Source organism: Pseudaeromonas paramecii (genome assembly GCF_039540575.1).
Classification (GTDB): Bacteria; Pseudomonadota; Gammaproteobacteria; order Enterobacterales; family Aeromonadaceae; genus Pseudaeromonas; species Pseudaeromonas paramecii.
This window is the reverse complement of sequence record NZ_BAABFC010000010.1, coordinates 194,415-209,380: the sequence shown is the minus strand read 5'-3', so window position 1 is coordinate 209,380 and position 14,966 is coordinate 194,415. Positions and strand designations below refer to the sequence as shown.

At 58.1% G+C, this 14,966-nt stretch carries 12 protein-coding genes; 7 read left to right on the top strand and 5 right to left on the bottom strand.

What is annotated here, in order from left to right; all coding sequences use genetic code 11:
• Positions 1–77: 77 nt before the first annotated feature.
• The 3 genes from ABD847_RS08175 to seqA form a co-directional block, all read right to left on the bottom strand.
• Entirely contained in the window at positions 78–2,549 is a 2,472-nt protein-coding gene (locus ABD847_RS08175) for a glycogen/starch/alpha-glucan phosphorylase (RefSeq protein WP_345011836.1), read from the bottom strand.
• A gap of 425 nt (positions 2,550–2,974) precedes the next feature.
• Positions 2,975–4,624 carry a phosphoglucomutase (alpha-D-glucose-1,6-bisphosphate-dependent) gene (pgm, locus tag ABD847_RS08170; protein ID WP_345011834.1) on the bottom strand — a complete coding sequence of 550 codons (1,650 nt, stop codon included), beginning with the start codon at positions 4,622–4,624 and terminating at the stop codon, positions 2,975–2,977.
• Between the two features lie 32 nt (positions 4,625–4,656).
• A complete protein-coding gene (gene seqA / locus ABD847_RS08165; protein WP_345011832.1) occupies positions 4,657–5,160 on the bottom strand; it encodes a replication initiation negative regulator SeqA in 504 nt (167 codons plus the stop codon).
• 180 nt (positions 5,161–5,340) lie between these two features.
• Between seqA and ABD847_RS08160 the strand changes: the two genes are divergently transcribed.
• The 4 genes from ABD847_RS08160 to fur all read left to right on the top strand — a co-directional run bounded on the left by ABD847_RS08160 (position 5,341) and on the right by fur (position 7,881).
• Positions 5,341–6,117: an alpha/beta fold hydrolase gene (locus ABD847_RS08160; protein WP_345011829.1), complete on the top strand. Its 777-nt coding sequence runs from the start codon at positions 5,341–5,343 to the stop codon at positions 6,115–6,117.
• 172 nt (positions 6,118–6,289) lie between these two features.
• Entirely contained in the window at positions 6,290–6,586 is a 297-nt protein-coding gene (gene ybfE, locus ABD847_RS08155; RefSeq protein WP_345011827.1) for a LexA regulated protein, read from the top strand.
• A 44-nt stretch (positions 6,587–6,630) separates the two neighbouring features.
• The gene (fldA, locus tag ABD847_RS08150) at positions 6,631–7,155 is read left to right on the top strand and encodes a flavodoxin FldA (protein WP_345011825.1); all 525 of its coding nucleotides are present in this window, start codon (positions 6,631–6,633) and stop codon (positions 7,153–7,155) included.
• A gap of 285 nt (positions 7,156–7,440) precedes the next feature.
• Positions 7,441–7,881, top strand: a complete 441-nt coding sequence (fur, locus tag ABD847_RS08145; protein WP_345011823.1) for a ferric iron uptake transcriptional regulator — start codon at positions 7,441–7,443, stop codon at positions 7,879–7,881.
• A gap of 86 nt (positions 7,882–7,967) precedes the next feature.
• Here the strand turns inward: fur and glnS are convergent, their stop codons facing one another.
• A complete protein-coding gene (gene glnS / locus ABD847_RS08140) occupies positions 7,968–9,629 on the bottom strand; it encodes a glutamine--tRNA ligase (protein ID WP_345011821.1) in 1,662 nt (553 codons plus the stop codon).
• Positions 9,630–9,830: 201 nt separating this feature from the next.
• Complete coding sequence (gene nagE, locus ABD847_RS08135; protein ID WP_345011819.1) at positions 9,831–11,291, bottom strand: N-acetylglucosamine-specific PTS transporter subunit IIBC; 1,461 nt, start codon at positions 11,289–11,291, stop codon at positions 9,831–9,833.
• Between the two features lie 268 nt (positions 11,292–11,559).
• Here nagE and nagB point away from each other — a divergent pair, with 268 nt between their 5' ends.
• From nagB to ABD847_RS08120, 3 genes are read left to right on the top strand one after another with little or no spacing between them, the layout of a single operon-like run.
• The gene (gene nagB, locus ABD847_RS08130; RefSeq protein ID WP_345011817.1) at positions 11,560–12,360 is read left to right on the top strand and encodes a glucosamine-6-phosphate deaminase; all 801 of its coding nucleotides are present in this window, start codon (positions 11,560–11,562) and stop codon (positions 12,358–12,360) included.
• 26 nt (positions 12,361–12,386) lie between these two features.
• Positions 12,387–13,538 carry an N-acetylglucosamine-6-phosphate deacetylase gene (gene nagA, locus ABD847_RS08125; protein WP_345011815.1) on the top strand — a complete coding sequence of 384 codons (1,152 nt, stop codon included), beginning with the start codon at positions 12,387–12,389 and terminating at the stop codon, positions 13,536–13,538.
• Positions 13,535–14,758: an ROK family protein gene (locus ABD847_RS08120; RefSeq protein WP_345011813.1), complete on the top strand. Its 1,224-nt coding sequence runs from the start codon at positions 13,535–13,537 to the stop codon at positions 14,756–14,758. Before nagA ends, ABD847_RS08120 begins: the two co-directional genes overlap by 4 nt.
• Positions 14,759–14,966: the final 208 nt, after the last annotated feature.

Genomic DNA, 14,966 nt, shown 5'->3' with positions numbered 1-14,966 from the left:
GCTGTAAGAAACTGCTATCGCCTCGAAAATGAGCAAAAAAAAGAGCGCCAATAGGCGCTCTTTTTGCTGAGGATGGCTTACGCCACGCTGCAGGACTTCAGATACCAGATGTAATCGGCATAGTCCTGGATGGAGCGGTCGGAGTTGAACTTGCCCATGGTGGCAGAGTTCACGATCACGGCCTTGGCCCATACCTGCTTGTCGCGGTACATGGCATCCACCTTCTTCTGGGCTTCGGAGTAGGACTCGAAGTCGGCCAGAGCCAGGTAGGTGTCACCACCGTCCAGCAGAGCACGCTTGATGGAGGACAGCTCGCCCGGACGACCCGGGGTGAAGAAGTCGGTGTCCATCCAGTCCAGCACGGCCTTGATTTCCGGGTTGGCGTAGTAGTAATCCCAGGGGTTGTAACCCTTGGCCTTCACTGCCTTCACCTCGTCCACGGTCAGACCGAAGATGGCGTTGTACTCGGCACCGGCTTCCTCGGCGATTTCGATGTTCGCGCCGTCCAGGGTACCCAGGGTGATGGCTCCGTTCATGGCCAGCTTCATGTTGCCGGTACCAGAGGCTTCGTAACCGGCAGTGGAGATCTGCTGGGATACGTCGGCTGCCGGGATCAGCTTCTCAGCCAGGCTCACGCGGTAGTTAGGCATGAAGACAACCTTCAGCTTGCCCTTGATGCGCTCATCGTTGTTCACCCGCTCTGCCACCTTGTTGATGGCATAGATGATGTCCTTGGCCAGCTTGTAACCAGGCGCCGCCTTGGAGCCGAAGATGAACACACGCGGATGCATGTCGTAGTCCGGGTTAGCCAGCAGACGACGATACAGAGCCATGATGTGGATCAGGTTCAGCTGTTGACGCTTGTACTCGTGCAGACGCTTGATCTGGATGTCGAAGATGGCCTCGGCACTCACATCGATCCCGGTCTCGGCCTTGATCACCTTGACCAGCTTTTCCTTGTTGGCACGCTTGATGTCCATGAACTTCTTCTGGAAGGCGGCATCATCGGCATGCTTGAGGGCGCCACGCATCAGGTCCAGCTTCAGCGGCCACTCGGCACCGACAGTATCTGTGTACAGCTTGGCCAGTTCCGGGTTACAGGACAGCAACCAGCGACGCGGGGTCACACCGTTGGTGACGTTGCACATCTTCTCCGGCCACAGTTCGGCGAACTCGGGGAACAAGTCTTCCTTCACCAGCTTGGAGTGGATTTCGGCCACGCCGTTGACCTTGTGGGAACCGATCACACACAGGTTACCCATGCGCACCTTGCGCTGGCTGCCTTCTTCGATGATGGACAGCTTGGCCTTGATGGCGTCATCGCCAGGCCACTTGGGCTCAACCAGATCTTCCAGGAAGCGACGGTTGATTTCGTAGATGATTTCCAGGTGACGCGGCAGCACACGCTCGAACAGGTACAGGGCCCACTTTTCCAGGGCTTCCGGCAGCAGAGTGTGGTTGGTGTAAGAGAACACCTTGTAGCAAATGGCCCAGGCAGCATCCCAATCCAGCTCTTCTTCGTCCACCAGGATACGCATCAGTTCCGGGATGGCGATGGTCGGGTGGGTGTCGTTCAGCTGAATGGCGATCTGCGCGGCAAATTGGCTGAAGTCGCTGCCATGGGCACGCTTGTAGCGGCGCATGATGTCCTTCAGGGAGCAGGCGCAGAAGAAGTACTGCTGCACCAGACGCAGGATCTTGCCCGCTTCGCTTTCGTCGTTCGGGTAGAGCACCTTGGAGATGGTTTCTGCCTGGGCCTTTTCAGCCTGGGAGTCGATGTAACCACCGGCATTGAACACGTCCCAATCGAAGAATTCAGAGGCGCGGGATTCCCACAGACGCAGGATGTTAACGGTCTTGCCTTCGTAGCCAACTACCGGGATATCCCATGGTACCCCTTTGATCTTCTGACCGGCGTGCCACACCTTCTTCATCTTGCCGTCTTCGCCGAACACGGTTTCGACGTAGCCGTACAAGGGGATCTCTTGAATGGACTCGGGACGGCAGATTTCCCAGGGGTTGCCGTATTCACGCCAGGAGTCCGGACGCTCGATCTGGCGGCCGTCGCGGATCTCTTGACGGAACAGGCCGTGCTCGTAGTGCAGACCGTAACCGATGGCCGGCAGGTTCAGGGTAGCCAGTGAGTCGATGAAGCAGGCAGCCAGACGACCCAGACCGCCGTTACCCAGCGCCATGTCCGGCTCTTCTTCGCACAGATCGGCGATGTCGATGCCCAGTTCTTTCAGCGCAACGCCGCAAGTTTCGTACAGGCCCAGGTTGTGCAAGTTGTTGGCAGTCAGGCGACCCATCAGGAATTCGGCAGACAGGTAGTGCACGGCACGGGTGTCTTGCTTGAGGTGGGTCTGCTGGGTTTGCGTCAGACGCTCGTAAACCTGCTCGTTGACCGCTGCGCAGGTGGCCTTCCACCAAGACTGGCGGCTTGCCTTCTCTTCGCTGGTACCCAGCGTGGAACGCAGGTGGTGAATGATGTTTTGCTTCAGCTGGTCTTTGTCGAGCGAACCTGGCTGTTCAACTTTTTTCTTCGCCATAACCGATTTCCTTCGTTACTCGAGAGTTTTGCCTCAGGGGCTACCGGGTGGAATTATAAGGTCTATTAATCCGGCAGCAGAATACTACCCAATGGGGTGACCCCAAAATTTAATCTAAGTCACATTTCATCCTGGTTATCCCCCCCTATTTTCATGAAAGTATTTTCAAAAACAAGCTGGCAACACAAAAGATATTTACCGTTACTTATCAAATATTTATGTGTAATTTTTCGTTTAAAATATATCTGATAGCATATTTTTCTTGAATTGCCATGAAAATATCTGAAAATAAGCGCGACGCAACCACAGCAAGAAAGCGATTTCAAATTTCGTGCCAGTTACAGGCCCCGCATTGCGCTTAGCCCGGCGCGACGCCACAGGCAAAAAAAAACCGACCCAAGGGTCGGTTTTTTTGCTTAACCAGCTCAGACGCCGGCTTTGGCCAGGGCAGCGGAGACGATCTCCTGAGCTTCCTTCTGGATGCGATCCAGATGGGCTTCGCCGATAAAGCTTTCCATATAGATCTTGTAGATGGACTCGGTGCCACTGGGGCGCGCCGCAAACCAGCCGTTCTCGGTCACCACCTTGAGGCCACCGATGGCCGCGCCGTTACCCGGCGCCGCGGTCAGCTTGGCCAGGATAGGTTCACCTGCCAGCTCGGCCGCTTCCACCAGGGCCGGATCCAGCTTGGAGAGCACGGCTTTTTGTTCGGTGTTGGCCGGCGCATCGATACGACGATAGAGCGGCGCGCCAAACTGGGCAGTGATCTCGTTGTAGAGGGTCTGGGGATCCTTGCCGGTCACCGCCATGATCTCGGCGGCCAGCAGGCACAGCAGGATGCCGTCCTTGTCGGTGGTCCATACCTTGCCATCCTTGCGCAGGAAGGAGGCACCGGCGCTCTCTTCGCCACCAAAGCCGAAGCTGCCATCGAACAGGCCATCGACGAACCACTTGAAGCCGACCGGCACTTCCTTGAGCTCACGACCGATGCTCTTGGCCACGCGGTCGATGATGGAGGAAGAGACCAGCGTCTTGCCCACCGCAGCCTGAGCCGGCCAGTGGGGTCTGTGGGTGAAGAGGTACTGGATGGCCACCGCCAGGTAGTGATTGGGGTTCATCAGGCCGGCCTTGCAGACGATACCGTGACGATCGTTATCCGGATCGTTAGCCACGGCCACGTCAAACTTGTCCTTGAGGCCAATCAGGCTGGCCATGGCCCAGGGGCTGGAACAGTCCATGCGCACCTTGCCATCCTTATCCAGGGTCATGAAGGAGAAAGTGGGATCCACCGCATGGTTGACCACTTCGATGTTCAGACCATAGGTCTTGGCAATCACATCCCAGTAGGCCACGCCTGAGCCGCCCAGGGGATCCACGCCGATCTTCACGCCAGCTTGCTTGATGGCGTCCACATCGATGACGTTCTTCAAATCCTCGATGTAGGGGGTCATGAAATCGTGCTCCTGCACGTTGCTCATGGCACGCGCCTGGGTGAAGCTCACCCGCTTGACACCGGCCAGCCCCTGCTCCAGCAGCGCGTTGGCACGATCTTCCACCCACTTGGTGATCTCACCCTCGGCCGGGCCACCATGGGGCGGGTTGTACTTGAAGCCACCGTCATCCGGCGGGTTGTGAGACGGGGTGATGACGATACCGTCCGCCTTGTCGGTCAGACCGGCCCCGTTGTAACGCAGGATAGCGTGAGAGACCACGGGTGTCGGGGTATAACCCAGCCCCTTCTCGATACGCACCTCCACCCCGTTGGCCGCCAGCACTTCCACAGCCGACGCCAGCGCCGCTTCGGAGAGGGCGTGGGTATCCATGCCGATAAACAGCGGGCCCGTGATGCCCTGAGCCTGGCGGTACTCGGCAATGGCCTGACTGACGGCCAGGATATGGGATTCGGTAAAGGCGCTCTTCAAAGAGCTGCCACGGTGACCCGAGGTACCGAAGGCCACACGCTGATCCGGCTTGGACATGTCCGGCTTGTTCAGATAGTACGCCGACATCAGACGCGGGATATTGGTGAGATCTTGCAAACGTGCCGGCTTGCCGGCGTGTTCATGCTGGGCCATATCAAATTTCCTAATTGAATGTGTAGTTGAGACTAAACCTTGTCACACACCTGCTCGATCTGGTCGGCAGGATAGGCCATCGCTGTCATCACTTGACTGATGATGTGCCGCTTGCGCGCGGTATTGGTATTGCTGATGACCCAGAATGGCGTATCGGGAATGGGCTTGGGCTTGGTGGTGGTGCCGTTCGCCTGCAGCTCCTCCGGCGTGCGAGCGATATAAAGACGCTTACGCCCCTTGAGCTCGGCCGCTTGGGCAAAGGCCTCGGGCTGACTGCGATACAAGGCGGTGAGGATCAACATGAAGCGGCCGATGGAACTTTCCTCTGCAGCCAGGGTGTCTGCATCGGGCAGGCTCGCCGGCGATGCCTCAGCGGCGGCCATCGGCTCAACAGACACCTCGTCGGCCTGACAGGTCAGGGATTGCGGGGTCGCCCCCAGCAAGCGACGCAAAATGTCGGAGGCGCTTTCGCCTATGTGCTGGGTCTGACTGGCAATGTAACGGTAAAGCTCTTCATCAACCTCTATGGTCTTCATGGCACTTCTTGCAATTGGGTTACACGATAAATGGACGGATTATACATAGTCCTCATCAAGAGCCCAACCATTGGGCTGACCAGCTGGCTCCTCATGAAGCCAGTCATATCCCTTTATTTTGCATGGTATTGTTTTCACAGCGATTAATGCATGATATTGCCGACCAACAAGGAGTACCCCATGCAGCTTCATACCCAGTTTTGCCCTGGCGACCCCGCACGGGTGGTGGTCTTGATCCATGGCCTGTTTGGCAGTCTGGACAATCTGGGCCAGCTGGCCAAGGCGCTCGGTGAAGCCGGGTTCGCAGTGCTGACGCTGGATCTGCGCAATCACGGCCGTTCCCCTCATTCAGCCGAACACAGTTACCCGGCCATGGTGGCCGATCTCCTCGAATTGCTTGATGAACAGGGCTTATCGCGCGTCATGCTGCTGGGCCATTCCATGGGTGGCAAGGTGGCGATGCAATTTGCGCTACACCATCCCGAGCGGGTGCAAAAACTGGTGGTGGTGGACATGGCCCCGGCAGACTACCAGCCCGGCGAGCACGATGCGGTGTTTGCGGGCCTGGAAGCCGTGGCCGCCCAGGCGCCATTGACCCGCAGTGAGGCGGATGCCTGTCTATCACAGCACCTGCCGGATCCTGCGGTGCGCCAATTCTTGCTGAAGTCTTTCCTGCCGGGAACAAGGCCCGGCTGGCGCTTCAACCTGCCGGTGTTGCGCACCGACTACCCGCAGATACTGGCCTGGCCGCCCGTTGAAGGGCGTTATTCAGGCCCCAGCCTGTTTATCAAGGGTGAGTTGTCTGCCTACCTGCAACCCAAGCACCAAGACACCATACAGCGCCTGTTTCCACAGGCCAAAGCCAAGCTGGTACTGGGGGCCGGCCACTGGCCCCATGCCGAAAAACCCCTGCTGTTCAACAAGCTGGTTGTGGATTTCCTGTCGGCAAGCAGTTAACAGCCCCGACCCCCTATGCTATAGTTCGCCGGCTCTGCTGGGAGGGCTGTGAGCCCATGGGAGTGATCCGTTCCTGCCCCGGGAGACTTGCCAGCCAGCGCCCACCGGCGCCGTGCCCCATGGCGAAGTGTCTTCACCCAGAATCCGATGTCGATCGTTGTTAAAGATAGGTATGGCAAAACAGCAGTCCGATCGTACCACCCTGGATTTGTTCGCCGATGAGAAGCGACCAGGGCGGCCCAAGACCAATCCCCTGCCCCGCGACCTGCAGCTGAAGATCAACAAACGTAATCAGCTCAAGCGGGACAAGGAGAAAGGCTTTCGCCGTGTCGAGCTGAAGCTGGATGCCAGCACGCTCGATCACCTCAACCAGTTGGCCAAGGCACAGCAGATCAGCCGTGCCGATTTGATCCAGTGGTTGATCAAACAGCATATTGATTCGTGCAGCGCCGCCGGCGTGCAGGAATAATTCATACTTAAATCACACCTCAACACCAAGGGTAATGAACCACTATGGCAAGCGTAGGTCTTTTCTTCGGTAGCGATACCGGCAATACCGAAACCGTCGCCGGCATGATCCAGAAGGAGCTGGGAGAACAGCTGGTGGATGTGCGGGATATCGCCAAGAGCAGCAAGGAAGAGATCGCCCAGTTTGATCTGTTGATCCTGGGCATCCCCACCTGGTACTACGGTGAGGCACAAGCCGACTGGGATGACTTCTTTCCCGAACTCGAAGAGATAGACTTCACCAACAAGCTGGTTGCCATCTTCGGATGCGGTGATCAGGAAGACTATGCCGAGTACTTCCTGGATGCCATGGGCACCCTGCGTGACATCGTAGAGGCGCGCGGCGCCATCATCATGGGCAACTGGCCCACCGAAGGCTATCACTTCGAGGCCTCCAAGGCCCTGGTCGACGACCAGCACTTCGTTGGTCTGGGCATTGACGAAGACCGTCAACCCGAGCTGACCGAAGGTCGCGTCAAGGCCTGGTGTAAGCAGCTGGTGGACGAGATGTGCCTGGCTGAGCTGCAATAAGCAAGGTTCATGCGCCAACGAAAAGGTCTGCCACGGCAGACCTTTTCGTTTCTCTGGCAGCTGACGACCGAAGCTCCCGCAGGTAATGAGCCTTGGCCCCAGCGTTCTTAGCGACTGGTTACATCCGTCATCATCCGATCACAAGCCACCACCCTGCGGCCAATTTAACAAGCCCGTCACCAATCTGGCCGTTACGGTTCCAATTTGGCAAGATTGAAACGTATAATGAATCTCATCAATGACAGATATTTGGCCTGATTGAGGCCTATGAGCAAGATACCCGACATGACAACCAACAGCCAACAGCTTAAAGACGCCGGTCTGAAGATCACCTCCCCCCGTACCAAGATACTGGAGTATCTGCAGCTACCGGAATGCCAGCACATCAGTGCGGAAGACCTGTACAAGCTGCTGCTGGAGCAAGGTGAAGAGATCGGCCTGGCCACCGTCTACCGGGTACTGAACCAGTTTGACGACGCCGGTATCGTTACCCGTCATCACTTTGAAGGCGGCAAGTCAGTGTTCGAGCTGGCTCATCAGGATCACCATGATCACCTGGTCTGCCTGGACTGCGGCCGAGTCATCGAGTTTCACGATGACATCATAGAGCAGCGGCAAAACGCCATCGCCCAGGCCCACGGTCTGGAACTGACCCACCATAGCCTCTACCTGTACGGCCACTGCAACAGCCCAGAGTGTGTGGCCAAACGCAACGCCAAAAAGTAGTGGCGCCAGCACCCCAATAAAAAAACCGCCTTTCGGCGGTTTTTTTACTGGTCGCCCGGTTAACCGGGCGACCTGAGCGATGAGCCTCAGCCCTGCCAAGTGTCCCGCAACGCTACCGTCAGGTTGAACACCAGGTGATCCGGGCTGGAGAGCTTGTTGTCGGCACAGAAGTAACCTTCACGCTCAAACTGGTACGCTTGCTCCGGTTGCGCCAGCTTGAGGCTTGGCTCCAGCATGGCACCCTCGATCAGGGTCAGGGAGTGGGGGTTGATGGTCGCAAGAAAATCGTCTGCCGCCCCCGGGTTGGCCACGCTGAACAGACGATCATACAGACGCACTGTGGCCGGCACGGCGTGCTTGGCGCTGACCCAGTGGATCACGCCTTTCACCTTGCGCCCATCGGCCGGATCCTTGCCCAGCGTCTCGGCATCGTAGGTGCAATAGATGGTGGTGATATTGCCATCAGCATCCTTCTCCACCCGCTCTGCCTTGACCACGTAGGCATGGCGCAGACGCACTTCCTTGCCCAGCACCAGACGCTTGAACTGCTTGTTGGCCTCCTCACGGAAATCCGCCTCGTCGATGAGGATCTCGCGGGCGAACGGCAGCTCGTGGGTTCCCAACTCCGGCTTATTGGGATGGTTGGGAGAGCTCAGGATCTCTTCTTGGTCCACCGGATAGTTTTCAATCACCAGGCGCACCGGACGCAACACCGCCATGGCCCGCGGGGCGTTCTCGTTGAGATCTTCGCGAATACAGGACTCCAGAGCGCTCATCTCCACCGTATTGTCCTGCTTGGTCACACCGATGCGACGGCAGAACTCCCGAATGGCCGCTGGGGTATAACCACGGCGACGCAGGCCGGAGATAGTGGGCATGCGGGGATCATCCCAGCCATCCACCAGCTTCTCGGTCACCAGCAGGTTGAGCTTGCGCTTGGACATGATGCTGTATTCGAGGTTCAGGCGGCTGAACTCGTACTGACGGGGATGACAGTCGATGCTGATGTTATCCAGCACCCAGTCGTACAGACGGCGGTTATCCTGGAATTCCAGGGTGCAGATGGAATGGGTGATGCCTTCCAGGGCGTCCGAGATGCAGTGGGTGAAGTCGTACATGGGGTAGATGCACCACTTGTTGCCGGTCTGGTGGTGCTCGGCGAACTTCACCCGATAGATCACGGGATCCCGCATGACGATGAAGGAGGAAGCCATGTCAATCTTGGCCCGCAGGCAAGCCTGCCCTTCCTGAAAGCCACCCTGCTTCATCTTGTCGAACAGCGCCAGGTTCTCCGCCACGCTGCGATCGCGATACGGGCTGTTCTTGCCCGGGCTGGTCAGGGTACCGCGGTATTCGCGGATCTGTTCCGGCGTCAACTCATCCACGTAGGCGAGCCCCTTTTCGATCAACTCCACCGCGTAGGCGTGCAGCTGATCAAAATAGTCCGAGGAGTAACGCACCTCACCATTCCATTGGAAGCCAAGCCACTGGACGTCCTTCTGGATGGACTCCACATACTCCACCTCTTCCTTGGCCGGATTGGTGTCGTCAAAACGCAGGTTGCAGCTGCCCTGGTAATCCTGGGCGATGCCGAAATTCAGGCAGATGGACTTGGCGTGGCCAATGTGCAAGTAACCGTTTGGCTCCGGCGGAAAGCGGGTCTGAACGTGGTCATGCTTACCACTGGCCAGATCCTCGTCGATGATTTGCCGGATGAAATTGGTGGGGCGATTGTCCGCCTGAGTCATTTACTCACCTCAAGATCGATAGAAGCTTCAACTGCGTTAACCGCGTATGATCCATGAATACAGCGGCTGGCTCAAGTGCAATTCGCTAGCCGACTCGGTGTGACTCAGTGAAAAAAACCCGCACAAGGCGGGTTAAGGATGCACTCGGGGTAGCCAATCGAAAGTAGGAACCGACCACCCAGATTGTTGTAAGCGTCTCTTTCAGGCTTCTGCCAGGGTCTTCATCTGGGCGGCAATGATCTCGGCCTCCGGCCCCAGCACCACCTGCAGATTCTTCTCACCCAGCTTGATGACGCCTGCCGCCCCCAGGGCCTTAATGGCGGCCTCATCGGCCAGCGAGCGGTCTTTCAGGGTCAGGCGCAGTCGGGTGATACAGGCATCGATCACCTCCAGATTGCCCTTGCCCCCCAGGGCCTGCAGGTAGCCAGCGGCCAGACCCGCCTTATCCTGTACCGGAGCCACAGCCACCTGGGCCTCAGCCTGTTCCCGCCCCGGCGTCTTGAGATTGAAGCGCACGATAACGGTGCGGAACACCAGATAGTAGAGGCCAAAGAAGACGGCACCTTGTACCAGCAACATGAACCAGTTGAGCGCCAACGGATTACGGGAAGAGAGCACCATGTCCACCAGACCGGCGCTGAAACCAAAACCGGCCATCCAGTGCATGGTCGCTGCTATGTAGACGGACAAGCCGGTGAGCAGGGCATGCAGCACATACAGCAGCGGCGCCACAAACATGAAGGCAAACTCCAGCGGCTCAGTCACCCCGGTGAAGAAGGAGGCGAAGGCCGCAGCCAGCATGATGGAGGCGACCTTCTCACGGTTTTCCGGCCGGGAGGTATGGTAGATGGCCAGGGCCGCACCGGGCAGGCCAAACATCATGATGGGGAAGAAGCCAGCTTGATACATGCCGGTAATCCCCACGACGGCCTTGCCGGCCGCCAGCGATTGGGCGCCACCCAGGAAGTTGGGAATGTCGTTGATACCCGCGACATCGAACCAGAATACGGAATTGAGGGCATGGTGCAGTCCCACGGGGATTAGCAAGCGATTGAAGAAGGCATAGATGCCGGCCCCCGTCGCTCCCAGCCCCTGGATACTTTCACCAAAATGCACGAGACCGCCGTAGATCATCGGCCACAGGTACATCATGACAAACGCCAGGGGGATCATGGCGAAGGAGGTCAGTATGGGCACCAGGCGACGGCCACTGAAGAAGGCCAGGGCCTTGTGCAGCTCGACGCCGCTGAAGCGGTTATACAATTCGGCGGCAATGATACCGGTCAGGATGCCGACAAACTGGTTGCCAATCTTGCCAAAGGCCGCCGGCACCTGATCCTGGGGCAGCCCCAGGATCTGACTGACAGCCCCCGGGGAACAGAGGGTGGTCAGCACCAGATAACCCACAAACCCCGCCAAGGCCGCGGCACCATCCTTGTCCCGGGACAGACCATAAGCGACCCCGACCGCAAACAGCACGGACATGTTGTCTATGATGGCGGCGCCGGATTTGATGAAAAAGGCCGCCAGCGCACTGTTGCCGCCCCAAGCCACCGGGTCTATCCAGTAACCCACCCCCATCAGGATGGCCGCGGCCGGCAAGGTGGCCACCGGCACCATCAGGGCTCGCCCGACTTTTTGCATGTATCCGAGAATATTCACATCCACATCCTCACTGTTATTCAGATTGCCCGGTATGAAACCGGCTTGTAGAGCCTGCAATCTGGCTCCTGTCATCCAAGGTAACCACACTTATTTCACTTCGCAAATATAGATTGCTTCTGCGTGATAAAAATCACGGTTTACAGCGCGCAATAACGCCTATATTTAGATTCTCATCACAATGAGGCGCCATTACACCAAGATTGAACTGGCATTTTTTGCGATATTATTTCACCATGTAAAATATCAACCGTAGCAGGAGAATCTCATGCGCCTCATCCCCCTCAAGCAAGCCGACCAAGTCGGCCTCTGGTCCGCCCGTTACATAGTGGATCGCATCAAGGCCTTTGCCCCGACCCCGGAGCGGCCCTTCGTCTTGGGCCTACCCACCGGCGGCACCCCCCTGAGCACCTATCGCCGGCTAATCCAGCTGTATCAGCAAGGTGACGTCAGTTTTGCCAACGTGGTGACCTTCAACATGGATGAGTACGTAGGGCTGCCGGCAGAACACCCGCAGAGCTACCGGCGCTTCATGTATGACAATTTCTTCTCCCATGTGGACTTGCGCGACGAGAATATCCATCTGCTGGATGGCAATGCCCCGGATCTGCTGGCCGAATGCCAAGGGTATGAGGAAAAAATCCGCCGTTATGGCAAAATCCACCTCTTTATGGGCGGCGTCGGCAACGATGGTCACATTGCCTTCAATGAACCGGCCTCCTCGCTGAACTCCCGTACGCGGATCAAGACCCTTACCGAAGACACCCGGCTGGCCAATGCCCGCTTCTTTGACGGTGACATGCAGCAGGTGCCCAAGCTGGCCCTGACGGTGGGGGTTGGCACCCTGATGGATGCCGAAGAGATCATGATACTGGTGACCGGTCACGCCAAGGCCTTGGCCCTGCAGGCGGCGGTGGAAGGCAGCGTCAACCATATGTGGACCATCTCCACCCTGCAGCTGCACCCCAAGAGCCTGATCGTCTGCGATGAGGCCTGCACCATGGAGCTCAAGGTCAAGACGGTTCGATATTTTCAGGAGTTGGAAGCCGAGAACATCAAGCGCCTCTAAACCCCAGGAGCAATACAGGAAGTAGTATGTACGCACTCACCCATGCCCAGATACATACAGGTAGCCAGAGTCTTAGCGACCATGCGCTGCTGATTGAGGACGACCGGATCGCCGGCCTGCTGCCGCTGGACAAGCTGGATCCCAGCCTACCCCGGCGTGAGCTGGCCGGCGGCCACCTCACCGCCGGCTTCATCGATCTGCAGCTCAACGGTTGTGGCGGTGTCTTGTTTAACAACACACCGAATCAGGCCACCCTGCAAACCATGCACGAGGCCAACCTGCGCAGCGGTACCACCAGCTTCCTGCCCACCCTGATCAGTGCACCGGATGAGACGATTCGAACCGCCCTGGGGGCCGTGCAGGCGTTCATGACGGCACAACCCGACTTGGTGCTAGGCATGCACCTGGAAGGTCCCTACACCAATCCTCAGCGCAAGGGCATACACCCGCTGGCGCAGCTGCGTCATCCGGACGACAGCATGATAGACTTTCTCTGCCAGCAAGCACCCTGGCTGCGTAAAGTCACCCTGGCCCCCGAGCAGAACCGTCCCGCACACATCCAACGCCTGACAGAGGCCGGCATACTGGTGGCCCTGGGCCACAGTGCCGCCAATTATCAAGAGACCATGGCCGGTTTTGCCGCGGGCATCGGCTTTGCCACCCATCTGTACAATGCCATGACCCCCACCCTCAACGGCCGGGAGCCCGGCGTGGTGGGCGCCATCTACGATCACCCGAGTGTCTATGCCGGCATAGTCGTGGATGGTCACCATGTGCACTGGGCAAATGTCCGGCTGGCCCACAAGGTAATGGGCGAACGTCTGTGTCTGGTGACCGATGCGGTGGCACCGGCGGGAGCACCCGCCGGCTTCGAACAGTTCGACTTTTGTGGCACCCAGGTGTTCTATCGGGACGGCAAGTGTATCGATGCCAATGGCACCCTGGGCGGTTCAGCCCTCACCATGATGGAAGGCGTGGCCAATCTGGTACGGCATGTAGGCCTGCCGCTGGATGAAGCCCTGCGCATGGCCTCGCTGTATCCCGCCCGGGCTTTGGGGGTGGCGGATCGCCTCGGCAGCATTGCCGTGGGCATGCTGGCCAACCTGACCCTGTTTGACGATGACTTCCACGTGCGTGCCACCGTGGTCAAGGGCCACTACCAAGAGCAAACACCATGACACTCTCCCAGGTCGCCAATGTAGAGCAGGTCAAGCAGGTCAACTCGGCCCTGGTTTACCGGCTCATCAATGAGCAGGGTCCCCTCTCCCGGGTTCGGCTGGCGGAACTCTCCGCCCTGGCGCCGGCCAGCATCACCAAGCTCAGCCGTCAGTTGCTGGAGGCCGGTCTGATCCGTGAGTTGGAGGAGTCCACCCCCACAGGCGGGCGTCCGGCCATTGCCCTCGCCTGCCAGGATGAGACGCTCGGCTTGGTGGCCGGACGACTGGGACGGGACAGACTGCAGCTAAGCCTCTACAACCTGAAGGGGGAGGAGCTGGCCAACCAGCAGTGGCCGGTCTCAGTCACAGAGCAGCAGGCCGTTATGGACCAGTTGCTGCAGACCCTGGGTGACTTTATCGCGCAATATGGCCAACGACTGCAGCGGCTGATCGCGGTCGGCCTGACCATGCCGGGTCTGATCGACCCACAGCAGGGTATGGTGTTTTACATGCCCCGCTACCAGCTCCGGGAGCTGGCCCTGGGCCCCTGGCTGGCCGAACGCTTAGGGTTGCCGGTCTACCTGGGCAACGACACCCGCGCCCATGCCCTGGCAGAGCACCTGATAGGCGCCGCCCAGGGCTGTCACGATGCCATCCTGGTGAGCGTACACCAGGGAACCGGCGCGGGTATCCTCAGCAACGGCCGAATCTTCTTGGGCAAGAACAGCAACGTCGGGGAAATCGGTCACATACAGGTGGAGCCATTTGGCCAGCGCTGTCATTGCGGCAACTTCGGCTGTCTGGAAACCATAGTGGCCAATCCCGCCATCCTGGGTCGCACGGCGCAATTGTTGGCCCAAGGACATCCCAGCCAGCTTGCGGCGGATAACCTCACCATAGAGGCGCTCTGCCAGGCGGCTCAGGCGGGCGACCCCTTGGCACGCCATGTGCTGGAGCACGCCGCTGAGCAGCTGGGACGCACCCTGGCCATCATGGTCAACCTGTTCAATCCGCAAAAACTGCTGCTCGCCGGTGAGATAATGCAGTGTCGGGACATTCTCTGGCCCGTATTACAACGCTGTATCGACCAACAATCCCTGCCGAGTTTTCATCAAGACTTGCCTATTGAGCTAGCCCGTTTTCAGCATGCCGGTACCATTGGTGGCTATGCCCTGATCAAGCGGGCCTTGTACGAAAGCGATCTGCTGCAACGGTTGATGACCCCCTCGGTAACGGAATAATGGCCCTACCAGCGTGGTCGCACAGGCCATTCCTACCAGGGAATGGCCTTTTTAGTGTTTTTTTCAGTCGTTTTTACTGCACAGGACCATCAAGAAGGGTCAATTGTGAGTCTTTTGTGTTGCCCCGCGTTTTTGATTAATTTTTTTTATCGTAAAATGAAAAAACTCGATTTTTAAGTCTGTTGCCCCCTGAACATACTTGCCCGCG